General features: G+C 62.1%; 15 protein-coding genes. 6 read left to right on the top strand and 9 right to left on the bottom strand.

Features of this window, described 5'->3' with window-relative positions; translation table 11 throughout:
* Positions 1-32 precede the first annotated feature (32 nt).
* The 3 genes from MRUB_RS04850 to MRUB_RS04840 form a co-directional block, all read right to left on the bottom strand.
* Positions 33-329: a F0F1 ATP synthase subunit C gene (locus MRUB_RS04850; protein WP_013013241.1), complete on the bottom strand. Its 297-nt coding sequence runs from the start codon at positions 327-329 to the stop codon at positions 33-35.
* 122 nt (positions 330-451) lie between these two features.
* Entirely contained in the window at positions 452-2,458 is a 2,007-nt protein-coding gene (locus MRUB_RS04845) for a V-type ATP synthase subunit I (RefSeq protein ID WP_013013240.1), read from the bottom strand.
* Between the two features lie 8 nt (positions 2,459-2,466).
* Positions 2,467-2,781 (bottom strand): V-type ATPase subunit subunit G family protein, encoded by a 315-nt coding sequence (locus tag MRUB_RS04840; protein ID WP_013013239.1) that lies wholly within the window; start codon positions 2,779-2,781, stop codon positions 2,467-2,469.
* Positions 2,782-3,026: 245 nt separating this feature from the next.
* Between MRUB_RS04840 and MRUB_RS04835 the strand changes: the two genes are divergently transcribed.
* Positions 3,027-4,181, top strand: a complete 1,155-nt coding sequence (locus MRUB_RS04835; protein ID WP_013013238.1) for a 23S rRNA (cytosine(1962)-C(5))-methyltransferase — start codon at positions 3,027-3,029, stop codon at positions 4,179-4,181.
* Here the strand turns inward: MRUB_RS04835 and MRUB_RS04830 are convergent.
* Positions 4,178-5,107, bottom strand: a complete 930-nt coding sequence (locus tag MRUB_RS04830) for a LysR family transcriptional regulator (protein WP_013013237.1) — start codon at positions 5,105-5,107, stop codon at positions 4,178-4,180. The genes MRUB_RS04835 and MRUB_RS04830 overlap by 4 nt on opposite strands.
* A 105-nt stretch (positions 5,108-5,212) precedes the next feature.
* On the opposite strand from MRUB_RS04830, the gene MRUB_RS04825 reads away from it, so the two are divergent.
* Positions 5,213-6,121, top strand: a complete 909-nt coding sequence (locus tag MRUB_RS04825; protein ID WP_013013236.1) for a manganese catalase family protein — start codon at positions 5,213-5,215, stop codon at positions 6,119-6,121.
* 164 nt (positions 6,122-6,285) lie between these two features.
* Here the strand turns inward: MRUB_RS04825 and MRUB_RS04820 are convergent, their stop codons facing one another.
* The 5 genes from MRUB_RS04820 to pgeF form a co-directional block, all read right to left on the bottom strand.
* Positions 6,286-7,515: a PEGA domain-containing protein gene (locus MRUB_RS04820; RefSeq protein ID WP_013013235.1), complete on the bottom strand. Its 1,230-nt coding sequence runs from the start codon at positions 7,513-7,515 to the stop codon at positions 6,286-6,288.
* Positions 7,516-7,659: 144 nt separating this feature from the next.
* Positions 7,660-9,018 carry a dipeptidase gene (locus MRUB_RS04815; RefSeq protein ID WP_013013234.1) on the bottom strand — a complete coding sequence of 453 codons (1,359 nt, stop codon included), beginning with the start codon at positions 9,016-9,018 and terminating at the stop codon, positions 7,660-7,662.
* 97 nt (positions 9,019-9,115) lie between these two features.
* Positions 9,116-11,773 (bottom strand): ATPase, T2SS/T4P/T4SS family, encoded by a 2,658-nt coding sequence (locus MRUB_RS04810; RefSeq protein ID WP_013013233.1) that lies wholly within the window; start codon positions 11,771-11,773, stop codon positions 9,116-9,118.
* 99 nt (positions 11,774-11,872) lie between these two features.
* Positions 11,873-12,430 carry a YqeG family HAD IIIA-type phosphatase gene (locus tag MRUB_RS04805; RefSeq protein WP_013013232.1) on the bottom strand — a complete coding sequence of 186 codons (558 nt, stop codon included), beginning with the start codon at positions 12,428-12,430 and terminating at the stop codon, positions 11,873-11,875.
* Positions 12,431-12,467: 37 nt separating this feature from the next.
* Positions 12,468-13,202: a peptidoglycan editing factor PgeF gene (pgeF, locus tag MRUB_RS04800; RefSeq protein WP_013013231.1), complete on the bottom strand. Its 735-nt coding sequence runs from the start codon at positions 13,200-13,202 to the stop codon at positions 12,468-12,470.
* Between the two features lie 176 nt (positions 13,203-13,378).
* On the opposite strand from pgeF, the gene MRUB_RS04795 reads away from it, so the two are divergent.
* The 4 genes from MRUB_RS04795 to MRUB_RS04780 all read left to right on the top strand — a co-directional run bounded on the left by MRUB_RS04795 (position 13,379) and on the right by MRUB_RS04780 (position 17,494).
* Complete coding sequence (locus MRUB_RS04795) at positions 13,379-14,542, top strand: prepilin peptidase (protein WP_013013230.1); 1,164 nt, start codon at positions 13,379-13,381, stop codon at positions 14,540-14,542.
* 202 nt (positions 14,543-14,744) lie between these two features.
* Complete coding sequence (gene gap, locus MRUB_RS04790) at positions 14,745-15,737, top strand: type I glyceraldehyde-3-phosphate dehydrogenase (protein WP_013013229.1); 993 nt, start codon at positions 14,745-14,747, stop codon at positions 15,735-15,737.
* Positions 15,738-15,844: 107 nt separating this feature from the next.
* Entirely contained in the window at positions 15,845-17,032 is a 1,188-nt protein-coding gene (locus MRUB_RS04785; RefSeq protein WP_013013228.1) for a phosphoglycerate kinase, read from the top strand.
* A 3-nt stretch (positions 17,033-17,035) separates the two neighbouring features.
* Positions 17,036-17,494 carry a GNAT family N-acetyltransferase gene (locus MRUB_RS04780; RefSeq protein ID WP_013013227.1) on the top strand — a complete coding sequence of 153 codons (459 nt, stop codon included), beginning with the start codon at positions 17,036-17,038 and terminating at the stop codon, positions 17,492-17,494.
* Positions 17,495-17,526: the final 32 nt, after the last annotated feature.

Here is a 17,526-nt window from a genome sequence, read left to right as displayed (position 1 = left end):
GGCGGATATACCACTGGCTATCTGGCATCGCGCTAGTTGATGAGGAACGAGAAGGCCAGGCCGAAAATAGCCAGCGTTTCGGGAATGAGGAAGAAGATCAGAGCCGTACCGAAGTTGCGGCGATCCTCGGCCACCGCACCCACAGCCGCTGCACCGATCGCGCTCTGGGCCATACCCGTACCCAGCAGACCCAGGCCGATAGCCAGTCCCTTGCCAATGGCAGCGAACGAAGCGCCGGTTGCCGCGCCTTCTTCAGCAGCAAAGGCCACCGTAGCCAGGATAACGATAGCGACGATCAACAGAGTCTTGGTAAGCTTGAGGTTCTTCATACTGATTCTCTCCTTCACTGATTTCACGCGCTACAGCACGTTGGTGAACTAGACTGAACGAGACTTTGTATCGTTGGGCGACGAAAGGGCACCCCTACATCATAAGGGTGCACCCGAGCATTTTAATCTGACCTGACCGAGCGAAAAGGCCTGTACGGCCTCCCGGTCTCCTCAAAAAAACCAAAGTTGGTGGAAAACTCGATCCACAAGAGACGGATGGGCTGAATCACGTGACCCAGGGTGGTAATGACGATAATCGCCAGAATCAGGAGCAAACCAACCAAAAAGCCCAGTATCCCGCCAATAAAGCCAAAACGCTCTGCCAGGCCAAAACCCACCTGGTTGGCCAGGCTGGCCAGCACACCCCCCGCCACTCCCACGGCGTACAAACGAATATAGCTAAGAATCTGCCCACCCTTGCCCGGCAGCTCAGCGATCATCAGCACTTCACGCGAGAGGGCTACACCGACGAAAAATAAGATGATGCCCACCCCAAAGATGACGTTGAGGAGGGGGATATTAGCCTGGGTCAGGAAGTTGTAGGCAAAGGCCACCAGACCCACCAGGCCCGAGAAGTAGCCAAAGCCTTCCCAGAAATGCTTCATGTGCCCATGCTTGAGGCCCAGGCGCATCCGCAGGAAGAAGGCGTAAAGAACCTGAAACACCCCAAACAGGATAGCAAAGACCATCAGCCCATTGGCTGTTTGGGCAAAATCCAGGCGGTTGATGATGATGGGAATTAGCCCGTAATAGGTGTCGGGATCATAGCTGGGGCCGGTTGGATAAAACACCCGCCAGCCGTCTTTGAGACCAAAAATGCCCGGCAGCCGCAACTTCTCCAGGAAGGTGCCAAAAAACTCCCCGTACAACACCCCCCAGAAGATTGCCCAGCCCGCCATCCATTTGCCAATGGTGGCTAGTTTGCCCAGCACATCGGGCCCGAAGGCAGCTCCCAGAAAATCGATGCGCAGGGTCTCCCCTCGACGGGACTTCCCGGCCAGCCATAGGGCAGCCAGCAAGAACAGCAGCCCAATTCCGATATCACCCACCACAATTCCGAAGAAAAGTGGGAAGAAGATGGCAATCATCACGGTGGGGTCGTGGCTGCCATAAGCCGGGGTGTTGAGAAAACCATGCAAGAGCTCGAAGGGTTTGGCCCAGGCCGGGTTCTCCAGGGTCACCGGCACCTGGTGGCTCTCGTGGTGCTCATCTACCGGTTCAAAGGTGTAGACGATCTGGTCGCGCAGGCGGCCCAGGGCTTCTTCCACTTTTCCCTTGGCCTTTTGGGGCACCCAGCCCATCAGGGCGGCCCCATACTTTCCTGCGGCCATATCGGCAACGGCTTTGTAGCGGGCCACCTCGTCTTTGGCCCGGGTCCACAGGGCTATGAGGGCTTCCCCGGACTCCCGCGAAAGCCTGGCGACCTCCTCGCGGATACCCACCAGCTCTTCGGGGGCCAGCCTGGCCCGTTCCTTCATGCGGGCCGCCGCCTTCCCAAGGGGCATGGCCCCATAAGCACCCGGAAAACGCAGTTCGGCCAGGCCCAGACGGGAAAGGCTCGAGCGCGCCGCCTCGAGCTCGCTCCGCTTGACCACCACCAGGGCGGCTAGCTGGTTCTCCAGGGGCTCGGCCTCGAGCACAAAGCGATCGGCCAGGGCCTCTTGCAGGGCCTTGCGAACGGCCTCGAGCTCCTCGGGCTTGGCTACCAGGAAGGGAATGACCCCCAGGCGGGGGCTCTCGTCGAGCCCATGCGCCAGCGCGGCCAGCTTTTCGGCGGCCTTGCCGAACAGCTCGATGGTCTGGATTTCCTCCTCCAGGGCCGCCCGCTCTTTGCCCAGCACCTCGGCCCGGCTGGCCACCGGACGCAGCACAGCCTCGGCCTCCTCGAGGGAGCCCGTAAACGGTTTGCTGCTGGGCACCGTCGCCAGACCAACCACCGTCAGCGACTGTTCGGCTTGCGAAACCACCGCCTCCCAGCGCTTGAGTTCGGCTTCTTCGGTTGGGGATAGACGATACTCGCCCAGCTCATCCGGGCGCAGGGGGTCGATGTGCACCACCCCAGCCTTTTGCAGCTCGGCCAAAAGCTCCCGGGCCAGCCGCTTAGGGCCAGCCACAATCAACTTCTCCATAGGAGCGATCAAGGCAGTACCTCCTTCAGTACCGCCTGAACCGCCTCGGCCACCTTTGCCGCTGCCGCTTCGCCAATGGCCTTTGCCTCCGCTTCGGCCCTGGCCTTGGCTTCGCTCTCAACTTTAGCCACGGCTTCGGTGGTGCGGGCGCGGTACTGCGCCTCCAAGTCCCGTGCAGCCTGCTCGGCCTCGGCCAAAATCTGGGCGGCCTTGGCTTCGGCTTCCTGGACCTTGGCGGCGGCGGCCCGCTTGGCCTCCTCGAGCTGCTTGGCCAGGGCCTGCTCGCGCTCCGCTAGGCTTTTTATGAGTCCTGATCCAGCCACGTTCCCTCCTTTCTGGTCGCCATCGCTTTGCTCGGCACATCGAAAAAGCGAGCAAGTGAAAACTTGCTCAAAGATGAACCCCAAGAATCATAGCGGCTTCTCAGGATTCGTGTCAACGCGAGATAGCATACACTAGTTAGCTTGAAGAACGCACGGTCTGGAAGCACAGATTAAAGTGCCTCGAGGGCAAAAAGCATCGGGCGATTGCAGATTGATATAACAGCAAAAAGCGATAGACTCACGGGATGAATGTCCGCGTGAACGCCAGAGGTGCAGCCCGGTTGCTGGCCCGCCACCCTTGGGTATATCGAAGCGACGTGCTGGAAGGGCCCCCACAGCCCGGCCTCTACCCGGTGCAGGCCGGCCCCAGGGTGCTGGGCTGGGCCCTGTACAACCCGGCTTCGGAGATCAGCGTGCGAGTTTTTCACTTCGGCCCAGCCACAGATCCCCAGAGGGCCCTGCTGGAAAACCTGCGTAAAGCCTTGCAGCGGCGTAAAGAGGCGGTTGCCCAAGAACCCCAGGGGGCTTTCCGGCTGGTGCACGCCGAAGGCGACCTGCTGCCCGCACTGGTGCTTGACTACTACGCTGGTCATGGGGTTTTACAGATAGGCTCGGCCGCCCTCGAGCCGCTGACCCCCGCCCTGGTAGAAGTGCTGCAGGATGAGCTTCCCCTGCAAAGTCTGCTAGCCAAAAACGACCAGAAAACCCGCAGCCTCGAGGGCCTGCCCCTGGAGGTCAGACCCCTGCTGGGCCAGGTACCCAGCGCGGTCATGGTGCGGGAAGGCAGCATCGTGTACCGCGTCGATCTGATGGAAGGCCAGAAAACCGGGGCCTTCATCGACCAGCGCGACAATCGCATCCGGTTGAAAACTTTTAGGGGAGAAAGCGCCCTGGACGTGTTTAGTTACCACGGCTCCTTTGCCCTCCACCTCGCTCAAAATTTCAAGCAGGTTACAGCGGTGGATAGTTCGGCGGCCGCCCTGCAAAGAGCCAGGGAAAACGCTCAGGCCAACGGCCTCGCCAACATCGCCTTCCGAGAGGCCAACGCGTTTGAGTTTCTGCGCGAAGAGGAGCGGCGCAAAGCCCGGTACGACCTGATTGTGCTCGACCCCCCGGCTTTCGCCAAGGGCAAACGCGACCTGGATCGGGCCTACGCCGCTTACAAAGAGATCAACCTGCGGGCCATGAAGCTGTTGCCCAGCGGCGGCATCCTGGCCACCGCCTCGTGCAGCCACCACCTGAGCGAAGCCCTCTTTTACCAGATGCTCACCGAGGCTGCCGCCGATGCCCACCGCGCTGTGCGGGTGGTAGAAAAACGCGGTCAGGGCTGGGATCACCCGGTGTTGCTCAATGTGCCCGAGACCCAGTATCTGAAGTTTGCCATTCTGGAAGTTTTCTAACTTTTGCTGAGTGGCTTTTCCCCATGCCCGCTCTGCTGCAAGGCCAGGGCCAGCGCCCTGCCTTCCTCACCCAGCCTTAGGGCCACAGGTCGCTTAAGGGCTCCCTGGCGCAAAATTAAATAGACTGTACGCCCGGCCCCAGGGGGGCTTAGAGGGCGCAGATGGATTTTCTTGGGCTTGGGCAGGGTCCAGATGGCCACCTCCGGCAGGAGGGTAAGCCCCCCCACCTCCTCTACCAGTCGGATGAGGGTTTCCAAATCCCCGCTTTGGAACTCCACCCCTTTCGAACCCTGGCCTGGTCTGCAGGCAGCCAGCACCTGTTCCCGAAAACAGTGTCCTTCGGCCAGAACCCAGGTGTCTTCCAGGGGAATTTCGAGGGGATGGATGGCGGTTCGGGCATAAAGGGGGTGCTCCGGAGAGACATAGGCCAGAAAGGCTTCCCTAAAGAGGGGGTGAACCTCGAGGCCGGGGGCCTCCTCTTCCGTGGCAATCAGACCTGCATCCAGGCGGCCTTCCACCAGCCCCTGCAGGATGCTGGGGGTGGGTTCTTCCCGAACGGAGAGCTCGAGGCCGGGAAAGCGCACCCGCAGCCGGGGTAGCAGCCGCGGCAGAAGATAAGGGGCCAGCGTCGGGATGACCCCCAGTCGAAAAGGCCCCTGGAAGAACCCCTCCTCCCCCCGGGCCAGGGCCTTGAGCCGCTCAACCTCCTCCAGCACCTTGCGGGCCTGGACAATAACCTGCTCGCCCACCTCGGTGGGCTCCAATGGGCGCTTTTTTCGGTGAAAAAGCACCACCCCCAGCTCCTCCTCCAGGCGCTTAATCTGAATGCTCAAAGCCGGTTGGGTCAGGAAGACCCGTTCTGCTGCCCGGGTGAAGTGGCGCTCCTCGTCCAGGGCCACCAGATAGCGGAGCTGGTCCAAGTTCATAAATCTAGTTTATACTAGCACGGGTCATAATCTATTGGACTTATTTCTTCCGGCATCCTACCCTGAAACCGTCCGGAGCAAATCTCCGGCAAGGAGGTGACTAGGATGTTCCTGAGGATCGACCGGTTGCAGATTGAACTTCCCGCGCCCAAGGAGCAGGATCCCAATGCAGCGAGCGCTGTACAGGCCCTTCTAGGTGGGCGGTTCGGGGAGATGTCCACCCTGATGAACTACATGTACCAGTCCTTCAACTTCCGGGGGAAGCAGGCCCTCAAGCCCTACTACGATCTCATCGCCAACATCGCCACCGAGGAGCTGGGGCACATTGAGCTGGTAGCCGCCACCATCAACGCCCTCCTAGCCAAGAACCCCGGGAAGGGCCAGGAGGAAGGGGTAAACCCCGTGGCCGCGCCTTTGGGCTTCGCCAAGGACGCCCGCAACGCCGCCCACTTCATCGCGGGTGGGAGCAACAGCCTGGTCATGGGGGCCATGGGGGAGCACTGGAACGGGGAGTACGTCTTCACCAGCGGCAACCTCATCCTGGATCTCCTGCACAACTTCTTCCTGGAGGTGGCCGCCCGCACCCACAAGCTCCGGGTCTACGAGATGACGGACAACCCCGTGGCCCGGGAGATGATCGGCTACCTGTTGGTGCGGGGCGGGGTGCACGCCGCCGCCTACGGCAAGGCCCTGGAGAGCCTCACCGGGGTGGAGATGACCAAGCTCCTGCCCATCCCCCGCATCGACAACAGCCAGTTCCCCGAGGCCAAGAAGTTCATGGAGCAGGGCTTCCACCGCAACCTCTACCGCTTCAGCCCGGAGGACTACAAGGACCTCGGCCTCATCTGGCGGGGGGCTTCCCCCGAGGACGGGAGCGAGGTGGTGGTGGTGGACGGGCCTCCCCAGGGCGGCCCGGTGTTTGACGCCGGCCACGACGCGGCGGAGTTCGCCCCCGAGTTCCACCCCGCGGAGCTCTACGAGATCGCCAAGAAGCTCTACGAGAAAGCCAAGTAGCAGCAAAATACGGGCTTGCTCAATGGGCAGTGTATCGAGCACTGCCCATTGTGGTTTGTTTGTGTTGTGTTTGAAGGAAGCTGGGGCTCAATCGACCTCCATATAGAAAACCTCCCCTGCAGTGCGAGGGGAGGAAGAATAGAGGGGCGGCTGGCGGGTTTTGACTATCGAGCCCGCGTTAGCTCGAGGCGCACTTGTTGCGTGCGGCCGGCCTCGACTCGAACATCCCTAAACGCCACACGGTAACCCGGGGCCAGCGCCACCACCTGGACACTGCCGCCCTCGAGCTCCTCCAGGCGCAGGAAGCCCCCCCGGGTCTGGCCCACCTCGCGGCCATCCAGGAAGATGCGCGCTTCCACGTTGGTGTAGACCTCGAGCGTCCCGCGCAGGGCCTGCAAGGTGGCGTTCACCGGCACGGTCTGGCCGCTGCCCACACTCAGGCTGGCCCGGAAGTTCTGGTAGCCATTCAGACGGAGCTCGAGGTCGTAGCGGCCCGGCTGTACGGTCAGATTCAGCGGCGTAGTCCCCACCACCCGGCCATTGAGCAGCACCTGGGCCCCCTGGGGGTTGGAGTTGATTTGTAGCAGCCCGTTTTGCACCACCGGCACCAGGCTGGCGTTGACCACCGTGGTCTCGCCAGGCCGGATCTGGGCCGAGGTGCGGAAGGTCTGGTAGCCCCCCAGGCGCAGCTCAATATCCACCCGTCCTGGGCGCAGCACCAGGCTGAGGGGGGTGTTGCCCACCACCCGGCCCTCCACCAGCACCTGGGCCCCTGTGGGGCTCGAGTTCACACTAAGGGTACCGGTGGCGGGTTGCACAGGCTGTACAGGGGTGACGGCCGCCCGCCCCACGATAAAAAATGCTACGTTGGAAACCCAGTCCTGCTGGGGCAGCGGGGTCACCACAATCGAGAGGGCCCGGGCCAGGTTGTCCGCACCCTGCAGGTTCACCCGCCCGGTCTGGATATCGGCAATCTGGGCCAGCGACAGGGGCTGGCGGCTGGCTACGGCCAGCACCCGATCCTGCCCTTCAGGGCCGGCCACATCTAAGGTATAGCGCGCGCCGGTGGCGGGCGGGAAGGTGCGGGTCTCGCCGGCCCGCAGGAAGTTGTTCTGATCAAAGGCATTGGGCAGAATCAGGCCGATCTCGCCCGTAGACTTGACGCTGAAAATGTAGACGTAAGCGTCCTGGTTAACCTGCACCGAGACCTGGATGCGCTCGCCAATCTGGTAGACCGGGTTGCCGGTCTTGCCGGGGTCTTTGTTGACCCAGACCCGCACCTGGAGGTCGGTGGGCACCGGGTTGACGATGATGCCCTGCGGGCTGAGTTCGGGTGCGGCCAGGGCAGAGCCTGCCAGCAAGAGTCCAAGGGTTGTTGAGAAGATTCGCTTCATGTATGGCCTCCTCCACCCCCAGCGTAGGATACTGGGACTGACCGTCGTGAGAGCCCATTCAGCCAAAGTTAACCTTGGCGTTGAGCAATTCTTTAGTGGGGCCTGGCCTGTTGGAGCGGGTTTCTGGCGGCAGGCCGGCCACAGCTAAGAAGCCAAGCGCATGAGCAGCCGGGCATAGCCCTGCTTGCCTTTTTCAAAGCTCGAGAGCCTGAAGAACTCGTTGGGGGAGTGAATCAGCTCGTCCTCGAGGCCAAAACCAAAGCTCACTGGATCGTGGCCTAGCTGCTGCTTAAGGGTACTCAGAATGGGCACCGAGCCACCAAACATGGTCTCCACCGGCGGCACCCCGTACAGCTCGGTGAGGACTTCCCGGGCCACCTGGGCCACCGGGTGGTCGGCCCGCATGCGAAACGCCGGGGCCCCCGACTCCTTAACCCGCACCTCCAGGCGCACACCTTTGGGCAGGCGGGCCTCCAGGTGCGACCTGATCAGGGCCACGATCTTATCGGGGTCTTGGTAGGGTACCAGGCGACAGGTGATTTTGGCATGCGCGGTGGAGGGAATCACCGTCATACCCCCCGGCCCCATGTAGCCACCCCACATCCCGTTGACCTCGAGGGTGGGCCGTCCGGTGATGCGCTCCCAGGGGGAATAACCCGCCTCACCATAAAACTCGGGCACCCCCAGCTTCTGTTTCATCTCCGCTTCGTTCCAGGGAATCCGCTTGTACCACTCGCGCAATTCGGGGCTGAGGGGTTCCACATCGTCGTAAAAACCCTCGACCGCCACGCTGCCGTCGGGGTTGTGCAACGAGGCAATCAGTTCGGCCATAGCGTGCAGGGGGTTTTGCACCTGGCCGCCCCAGGAGCCCGAGTGCAGGTCGTGGCTGGGGCCGATCAGGTCGAACTCGAGGCCGCAAATACCCCGCGCCCCAAGGCTCAGCAGCGGGGTGGTCTCGGAAAGCTGGCCGCTATCCCCGTTGATGATCATGTCGCAGCGCAGCCGTTCCCGGTGCTGCTCGATAAATGCCGGCAGGCTGGGGCTGCTGATCTCCTCCTCCCCCTCGATGAGGGCCTTCACGTTGAGGTGGAGGCTCCCAGTAGCGATCAGCGCCTCGGCGGCCAGCAGAAAGGCCATCACCTGCCCCTTCATATCCGAGGCCCCGCGGGCCACGATGCGCCCATCCACCACGGTGGGTTCAAAGGGCGGGGAGTTCCAGCGCTCAGGGTTGTCGGCCGGCTGCACGTCGTAATGGCCGTAGAAAAGCACCGTGGGCCGGTCGGGGTAAGGGCAGTACTCGGCCAGCACCACCGGATGCCCGGCGGTGGGACACACCTCGGCGGTAAAGCCGGCCTGGCGAAACCGCCCGGCCAGCCATTCCGCAGCCCGCCGCACGTCGGCCTGGCGGGCGGGCTGGGCCGAGATGCTGGGGATGGCTAAAAAAGCACGGAAGTCCTCGAGGTGAGCCGCTTGGTGTTGTTTTAGGTAATCGGGCCAGCTCATAGCAAAGCGATTCTACCGCTTTGCGCCCCATCTGGGGATCGGCTCAATAAGCCCTCTCAGAAAACAGCGCTTGATTGGCTTCCCGCAGCCACCGGCCCTACTCGTTGGTGCGGGCCATCACCTCTTCCAGGGTGGTCAGGCCCAGGAAAGCTTTTTGAATACCGTCCTCGCGCAGGGTTTTCATACCACCCCTGCGGGCGATCTCCTTAATCTGGGTGGCCGACTGCCCCTCCACAATAGCCCGGCGGATCTCATCGTCGAGCACCATGAGCTCGTGGATGGCCGTACGGCCCTTATAGCCGGTGCCGTTGCACTTATCGCACCCCGTGCCTTTGTAGAGGGTTTTGCCACGCAGCTCCTCCCTGGACAGCTCCAGCCGGCGTAGCACGGTTGGGTCGGGCTCAACCTGAATTTTGCAGTGCTCGCAGATCTTGCGCACCAAGCGCTGGGCCAGCACCCCCACCAGCGCCGCCGAGATGTTGAAGAGTTCCACCCCCATCTCATCCAGCCGGGTAACGGCCCCTGCGGCATCGTTGGTGTGCAGGGTGGCGATCACCAGGTGACCGGTCAGGGCCGCCTCGGTGGCAATCTTGGCCGTTTCAGAGTCGCGGATCTCACCCACCATGATGATATCGGGGTCTTGCCGCAGGAAGCTCCGCAGGGCCTTGGCAAAGGTCAGGCCGGCCACCGGGTTCACCTGGGTTTGGTTAATCCCGGGGATCTCGTACTCGACCGGGTCTTCGATGGTGGTGGTGTTTTTGTCGGGGGTGGCGATGCGCTTCAGAATGCTGAAGGTGGTGAAGGACTTACCCGAGCCCGTAGGCCCGGTAATCAGGAAGATGCCGTAGGGCTTGGAAATCACGTCTTCAAAGCGCTGAAACACATCCGGCGCGAATCCGAGCTGCTCAATTTCAGGGATGTCGGCGGCTTTGCGCAGCAGACGCATTACAATTTTTTCGCCGTATACGGTGGGCAGGGTGGAAAGACGCAGATCCAGGTCAATGGAACGGTCGCGGTAGCGCACCCGGCCGTCCTGGGGCAGGCGTCGCTCGGCGATGTCCAGGTTGGCCATAATCTTGATCCTCGAGGCAATCGCCGGCCCGGCCCCCCTGGGCAGGCGCATGTACTCCCGCAGGGTGCCATCGATTCGGATGCGCACCAGGATATCCGACTGGCGGGGCTCGATGTGGATGTCCGAAGCATCCTGCAAGAAGGCCTCGCGGATAATGCTGTTGACCAGCTTGACCACCGCGTTATCGTCGAGGGCGCTGGTATCGGCAGCCTCTTCTTCTCTTTTCTTACCCTCAAACTCCCGGGCCAGCTCCTCCACCCCGGTGGTGCTGCCATAGAACCGCTCGATAAGCTTGGTAATGGCCGCTTCCGCTGAGACCGCCGGCATCACATCGCGTTTGGTGATCATGCGTAGGTCGTCGATGGCCAGGATATTGCGGGGGTCTTTCATCAAGACCACCAGGGTGTTGCCCTCGAGGTGGTGGGGAAAAATGGTGTAGCGCCGAACCGTGCTTTCGGGCACCATGGTGAGCACCGAAGGATCGGGGGGCGAGTCGGTGGGGTCGATGTAGGGGTAGCCAAGCTGGGTGGCCAGGCTCTTCGCCAGCATCTCTGGCTTGATCTTGCCCGACTGCACCAGGGTGTCTTCGAGGCGGCCCCCGCCCTGCCGCTGTTTGGCCAGGGCCTCTTCCACATCCTGGGCGCTCACGTAACCCAGTTCGACCAACACTTCGCCCAGAGGCCGGGTTTTGCCCATGCGGCGCTGCACCGAAAGCGCATCCTGTAAAGCGGCGCGTCCCAGCTTACCTTCCTGCACCAAGGCTTCCCCCAGGCGGCTCTTTTCAGGATAGGCTTTGCCAAACAAGGCTTCCCAAACCTTGGGCAGGGTCAGGATGAACTTGGTGGGGCGTTCGATCAACCGGGCCACAGCGTGTCGGTGGCGTGGGTCGGCCAGTACCACCAGCACCTGCTGCCCATCCTGACGGGCTGGTATAGCCTGGTAGCGCAGCGCATCGGGGCGCAGCAAATAGGCCGAGACCTCCTGTTGCAGCTCGAGGTCGTCCAGTTCCGCCCTAAACTCGATACCGGCCTGCTCGGCCAGGGCCTGGTAAAGCCGTTCCTCGGCCAGGCCGAATTTGTTCACAAGCAGCCGACCCAATAGCTCACCGGTCTTCTCCTGCTCAACCAAAGCGGCCTCGAGATCCTCCCGGCTCAGCCAGCCTTTGCTGACCAGGATTTCACCCAGTTGCATCTCGCCCTGCGAGGCAGCCGAGGGCGGCGGGGGCACCGGCAGGCCCAGCTCGGGGTAGTGCACCGCCAGGGCGTAGCGAAAAGAGGACGGGGTAGCCAGGTAGGGCTCGATGATCTGATTGGTGAGGTCTTCGAGCTCCTCAAGCACCAGGTTGTCCAACGGGTTTAGCAGGGCCACCCGCAAGGTGCCCCCCTCCACGCTGAAGGGAATGGCACCCAGATCCCGCGCCCGCTCTGCCGGAATGAGCGACTTGGCCTCGGGTGAAATTTCCATGTCGGCTAGCTCCACCAGCGGAATACCAAAGGCCTGTTCAATGGCCTGGGCAATGCGTCGCTCAGAGAGCAAGCCCAGGTCGACGATAATCTCCGAGAGGTTCCCCCCCACTTCACGGTGCTGCTCGAGGGCTCGCTGCAGTTCTTCATCCCCCAGCAGCCCCATGTCCAACAGGGCAGCGCCCAGCCGTTTATCTCCAATTGTCAAGACGTTGGCCATTCAACCAGTCCTCCTACACCAAGCAGTGGATACCCAAGACCAATGAGCCAGTGAACAGGGCAACGTTTGTATACCTACAAGGCATCACGCGGCTTCCTCCTAGTCTTTGCTTATTCTGGGGTTCGGCGCAAAATCTTTTGGGTCAAATTCCTCTTGGGCTCCCACAGGACGTTTGCGGTTGGTATTGCCCAGTATCCAGCGCTCGAGCTTTCGCACCAGGCGGGTGTATCCCAGTTCCTTCTGGGCCAGCGGCGGTACCAGCACGGTGTACATCCCCACCAGGTTGCCCCCCAGCACGTCGGTAAAGAGCTGATCACCCACCACCGCCACCTCTTCAGGGCGCAGGCCCAGCCGCCGCAGGGCCTCGCGAAAACCAAACCAGGGTTTACCTGCCGGCCCAAAGCCCGGAATTCCCAGCTTCTCGCACCAGTAGCGCACCCGCCGGGAAGTGGCATTGGAAACCAGCATCACCGGGATACCCGCTTGCTTCTGGGTCTGTAGCCAGGCCTGCAAGGCCTCGGGAACCTCGCCATAGGTTCTATAGGGCACCAAGGTGTTGTCCAGGTCGAGCAGCACTGCCCGCAAGCCCCGCTCCTGAAGCCAGGCGGGGGTCACTTCGGTCACCGAGTTAAGCTGGGCCCTTGGCTTGAGCACCATTCCAGTGTAACGAAAACTTCTATAAGGAAGAACAGGGCTAATGGTTGGGCAGCATTATGACAGCCCACATACGGCCGGTCTGACCCCGATCCCTGCGGTGCGAAAAGAAGGCCGTATCGGCATAGGTGCAGCGTCCCAACGCCCAGTAATGCCGGGGGTCAATCCCACCTTGCAGGGCCTGGGCGTGGATGGCCCGCTCGAGGTCGAGCCGGTATCTGCCTGGATGCTTTGGATCGGGCCAAGCAAAAGCCAGGCCCACCCGCTCAAACTGCTCCAGCACCTCCGGGCCCACCTGGAAGTTGGGGCCGCTGATGCCAGGGCCCACCGCCAGTCGAATGTTCTCGGGGCTCGAGCCATACCGGGACTGCATCAGTTCCAGGGCCCGCGGCAAAATACCCGAAACCACCCCCCGCCAGCCTGCGTGCAACGCCCCCACCACACGCCTAACAGGATCGTGGAGCAGGATGGGGTAGCAGTCGGCCACAGTAACCCGCAGCAACAGTCCGGGGGTGGCGGTCAACACCCCGTCCCCTTCCCACTCCCCAGCCGTCTCAACCACATGCACCCGGTTGCCATGAACTTGACTTAGGGCTACCACCGGCGGGTTCCCGAAAGCCGCCAGCACCCTGCGCCGGTTTTCCAGCACATGCCCTGGATGATCTGCCGTGGACAGACCCAGGTTGAGGCTGTCGAACGGGGCTGGCGACACACCACCCTGGCGGGTGGTGAAGCCATGGGGCACCTCTAGCAAAGGACTGGTAAGCAACTGCAAGAACCCAACACCTCCTAGCAGCCATTCAACACCAACAAAAGCTCCACCAAACAAATCTCACTGCCAACCCTGGCATCGCCGGGCCACCCCCCCAGCCAAACACAGGCGAAAACCGGGCCAGCCAGGTTCACACTGTCATCACAAGCAGCCCGGCGCTCAGAGCCTACAATAACAGGGTGGATGTCTTTCCTCTACCTGCGCTGGCCGCTTTAGCGTTTATACTGGGCAGCCTGATTGGCTCTTTTTTGAACGTGGTCATTTATCGCCTTCCGGCTGGTCTTTCGGTGGTCTGGCCGCGATCGCGCTGCCCCCATTGTGAGCACACCCTTTCCCCAGCCGAGCTGGTGCCAATTGCCTCCTGGGTTCTGCAGGGTGGCCGGTGCAGAAACTGTAAGGCTGCCATCTCGGTGCGTTACCCGCTGGTAGAAGCCCTGACAGCAGCCCTGTTTAGCCTATCCGCAATTTTGCACCCCGTTTTCCCCGATCTGGTCTTTATATGGGCCTTTATCGCCCTGCTAATTGCCCTGTCATTTATTGACATTGACACCAAAACCCTGCCCAATTCACTCAATTTCACCGGATTCTTCCTGGGCCTGCTGGGGGCGGGGGCGCTGGGTTTCCCACATAGCTTTCAGACCGCTCTGGAAGGCGGCCTGATGGGCGCCGGCTTGGTCGCGTTGTTCGCAGGCTATGGCGGATGGCTGTACAACCGCTTCAAGGATGGCCCTCGCGAAGGCCCCTTCGGTGTGCACCTGGTACATCTGGCTGCCATGCTTGGGGCCTGGGGTGGGATGCTGGGCAGCGTAGGGGGCACCTGGCTGGGCGGGCTGGGCCTTGTGGTGGGGCTGCTAAACGCCTCGCTCAACGCCCGCACAGGTAAGGTATGGGCACTGCACGACAGCCTGACCCTCGGTCTTGCTGCGCTGGCCCCGCTTGCTGCCTGGGCGCTGGGTCTTTCCCCGCTGGAGAGTCTTCGGGGTTTGCTGGTCAGCGCAGGGGGCATGGCCCTGGCCGGCATGCTGTACTGGTGGCTCCGCAACCCATCCGATAAGGTGGAGCCCCCATCCACCGAAGAAAACCCGCAAGGGTACGTGACCGTAATGGGCTATGGCGATGTGGTGCTGGCCGGATTTCTAGGGGTCTGGCTGGGCTTTGCCAACCTGCTGGTGGCCGTTTTTATCGCCGTTTTTGCTGGCGCTGTCATCGGTCTGATCATGCGCAGGTATAGCGGCGAGAGTCAAATACCATTCGGGCCGTATCTGGCTATTGGCGGACTGGTTGCGTTCTTCTATGGAACCGCCCTTGTGCAGTGGTACCTGCGCTACATTGGACTGGCGTAGCTTGAGCCGGCAATTGAGGCGCATCATCCACACAGGGCAGTCGGCCTCAAAAAAACCTGTGCGAAAGGTGGCGTTGCTGGATTTTTCGTCGCGTGCAGCGCAAAAGGGTATCCTTAAGTCTAGGCGTCCTGGGATAGAGGCGTTATAGTGTCCTGCGGAACGCGGAGGCTATCCAGCGTTTAATCCCAAACAGGAGGATCACATGAAAATAGGCATCAACGGTTTCGGACGCATTGGCCGTCAGGTGTTCCGGATTTTGCAGGAACGCGGGGTGGAGGTGGTCGGCATCAACGACCTTTCGGACAACGCCATCCTGGCCCATCTATTCAAGTATGACTCCAACTATGGCCGCTTCCCGGGCACTGTCAGCTACGACGAGAAAACCATCACCGTCAACGGCAAGACCATCCGGGTATACGAAGAGAAAGACCCGGCCAACATCCCCTGGGGTGAGATTGGGGCCGATATCGTCATCGAGTCCACCGGGCGCTTTACCAAGCTCGAGGCCGCTGAAGCCCACCTCAAAGCGGGGGCCAAGAAGGTCATCATCAGCGCGCCGGGCAAGGGCGACATGCTCACGGTGGTGATGGGCGTGAACGAGCACATGTACGATCCCGCCAAACACCACGTCATCTCCAACGCGAGCTGCACCACCAACGGCCTGGCCCCTGTGGCCAAGGTGCTCAACGACCACTTCGGCATCGAAAAGGGCCTCCTGACCACCGTGCACGCCTACACCGCCAGCCAGAGCCTGGTGGACGCCGTCAAGGACGACCCCCGCGACGCCCGGGCGGCGGCCCTCAACATCGTGCCCAGCGAGACCGGCGCGGCCAAGGCGGTGGGGCTGGTGATCCCCGAGCTCAAAGGCAAGTTTGGCGGCATGGCCTTCCGCGTCCCGACCAGCACCGTCTCGGTGGTAGACTTTACGGCCATCCTGAGCAAAGAAGCCAGCAAAGAAGAGATCAACGCCGCCATGAAAGCGGCTGCTGAAGGCCCCATGAAGGGCATCCTGGCCTACACCGAGGAGCCCCTGGTGAGCAGCGACCTCAAGGGCGACCCCCACTCCTCCATCTTCAGCGCCCTGGACACCCTGGTGGTGGGTAACTTGGTCAAGGTGGTGAGCTGGTACGACAACGAGTGGGGCTACAGCTGCCGCGTGGCCGACCTGGCCCAGTACATCGGCAAAAAGCTATAAGCCCGCACCTTTGGAGGGGGCGCAGGGGGTGAGCGGCTTCACCTTTGCCCACCCCTCACCCCAACCCCTCTCCCGGTGGGAGAGGGCATTTGTCTAGGAGGTCAACCATGCGAACACTCAGAGACTTCAACGCTGCCGGTAAGCGCGTGCTGGTGCGGGTAGACTTCAACGTGCCCATCAAAGAGGGCAAAGTCAAGGACGAGACCCGGGTGGCGGCGGCCATCCCAACCCTGAAGCACTTGCTGGAACAGGGCGCAACCCTGGTGTTGTTCTCGCACCTTGGGCGTCCCAAGGGCGGCTACGAAGAGGCCAGCAGCCTGGCACCTGTGGCCCCGGTTCTGGAAAAACACCTGGGCAAGCCGGTGGTTTTCATCGGGGGCTCGCCGGAGCTGACCCCGGCCAGCGAGGCCACCCTGGAGCGCGTGCAGGCCGCGCCCCCCGGCTCGGTCATTCTGCTGGACAACGTGCGCTTCGAGCCGGGTGAGGAAAAGAACGACGAGGAGCTGGCGAAGAAGTTTGCACGACTGGGGGATGCCTTTGTGCTCGATGCTTTTGGCTCGGCCCACCGGGCCCACGCCTCGGTGACCGGGGTGGCCCGGTTTTTGCCCAGTTACGCGGGCTTTCTGATGGAAAAAGAGGTCAGCAGCATCGGTAAGGTGCTGCACAACCCCGAAAAGCCCTACTGGGTGGTGCTGGGCGGGGCCAAGGTCTCGGACAAGATTGGGGTGATCGAGAACCTGCTGCCCAAAGTGACCGGGATGGTGATTGGGGGGGCCATGGCCTTCACCTTCATCAAGGCCCAGGGGGGGCAGGTGGGCAAGAGCCTGGTGGAGGACGACAAGCTGGATCTGGCCCGCGACCTTATCAAAAGGGCCTCCGACCTGGGGGTAAAGTTGCTGCTGCCCACCGATGTGGTGGCGGCGCAAAAAATTGAGGCCGGGGCGCCCACCCGAATTATGCCCGCCAACGCCATCGAGGACGGCTGGATGGGGCTGGACATTGGGCCCGAGAGTGCCAAAGCCTTTGCCGAGGCGCTGCGAGGCGCCAAGACGGTGCTCTGGAACGGCCCCATGGGGGTCTTCGAGGTAGATGACTTTGCCAAGGGCACCCTGGCCGTGGGCGAGGCCATCGCTCGCCTCGAGGGCGCCTTTACCGTGATTGGCGGGGGCGACTCGGTGGCGGCGGCCAACAAGCTGGGCATGGCCGATAAGTTTAGCCATGTCTCCACCGGCGGGGGGGCCAGCCTCGAGCTCCTGGAACTCGGCACCCTGCCGGGCATAGAAGCGCTAAGCTAGGGTATGCCCCTCCACATCCAGGCCGAACCCCCGGACAGCCCCATCGCCAGGGCCCTGATCGCCGAGCTCGATGCAGTCTTGGAGCCGCTGTACCCCCCCAAAAGCCGTCACGGGTATAGCGTAGAAAAACTCATCCAGCAGGAGGTTGCTTTCTTTGTGGCCTACCTGGACGGCCAGCCGGCGGGCTGTGGTGGGGTGCAGCTATTTGGCGAGGAGTACGCCGAGCTCAAGCGGATGTACGTGCGGCCTGCGTTTCGCGGGCAGGGTGTGGGGAAGCGGCTTCTGGCCCATCTGCAGGCCTATGCCTACGAGCGGGGCCTGCGGGTGTTGCGGCTCGAGACCGGGATCTTCCAGACCGAGGCCATCGGCCTGTACCAGCGCTTCGGCTTCCGGCGCATCCCCCCGTTTGGCCCCTACTTTGAAGACCCGGTGAGCCTCTGCATGGAGAAAAGGCTCGCATAGCCAGCCATTGCTGCCAGGCTCAAAGCAGCTCA

This window comes from Meiothermus ruber DSM 1279 (assembly GCF_000024425.1).
GTDB classification, from domain to species: domain Bacteria; phylum Deinococcota; class Deinococci; order Deinococcales; family Thermaceae; genus Meiothermus; species Meiothermus ruber.
Note: the sequence above shows the minus strand (reverse complement) of the source record. Positions and strands in the feature narration are given on the sequence as shown.

Coding starts and splice junctions, on each gene's coding strand:
- MRUB_RS04835 (WP_013013238.1), top strand. CDS start 3,027: ATGAATGTCCGCGTGAACGCCAGAGGTGCAGCCCGGTTGCTGGCCCGC.
- MRUB_RS04845 (WP_013013240.1), bottom strand. CDS start 2,458: ATGGAGAAGTTGATTGTGGCTGGCCCTAAGCGGCTGGCCCGGGAGCTT.
- MRUB_RS04825 (WP_013013236.1), top strand. CDS start 5,213: ATGTTCCTGAGGATCGACCGGTTGCAGATTGAACTTCCCGCGCCCAAG.
- MRUB_RS04850 (WP_013013241.1), bottom strand. CDS start 329: ATGAAGAACCTCAAGCTTACCAAGACTCTGTTGATCGTCGCTATCGTT.
- MRUB_RS04780 (WP_013013227.1), top strand. CDS start 17,036: ATGCCCCTCCACATCCAGGCCGAACCCCCGGACAGCCCCATCGCCAGG.
- MRUB_RS04805 (WP_013013232.1), bottom strand. CDS start 12,430: ATGGTGCTCAAGCCAAGGGCCCAGCTTAACTCGGTGACCGAAGTGACC.
- MRUB_RS04810 (WP_013013233.1), bottom strand. CDS start 11,773: ATGGCCAACGTCTTGACAATTGGAGATAAACGGCTGGGCGCTGCCCTG.
- MRUB_RS04820 (WP_013013235.1), bottom strand. CDS start 7,515: ATGAAGCGAATCTTCTCAACAACCCTTGGACTCTTGCTGGCAGGCTCT.
- MRUB_RS04830 (WP_013013237.1), bottom strand. CDS start 5,107: ATGAACTTGGACCAGCTCCGCTATCTGGTGGCCCTGGACGAGGAGCGC.
- gap (WP_013013229.1), top strand. CDS start 14,745: ATGAAAATAGGCATCAACGGTTTCGGACGCATTGGCCGTCAGGTGTTC.
- MRUB_RS04785 (WP_013013228.1), top strand. CDS start 15,845: ATGCGAACACTCAGAGACTTCAACGCTGCCGGTAAGCGCGTGCTGGTG.
- MRUB_RS04815 (WP_013013234.1), bottom strand. CDS start 9,018: ATGAGCTGGCCCGATTACCTAAAACAACACCAAGCGGCTCACCTCGAG.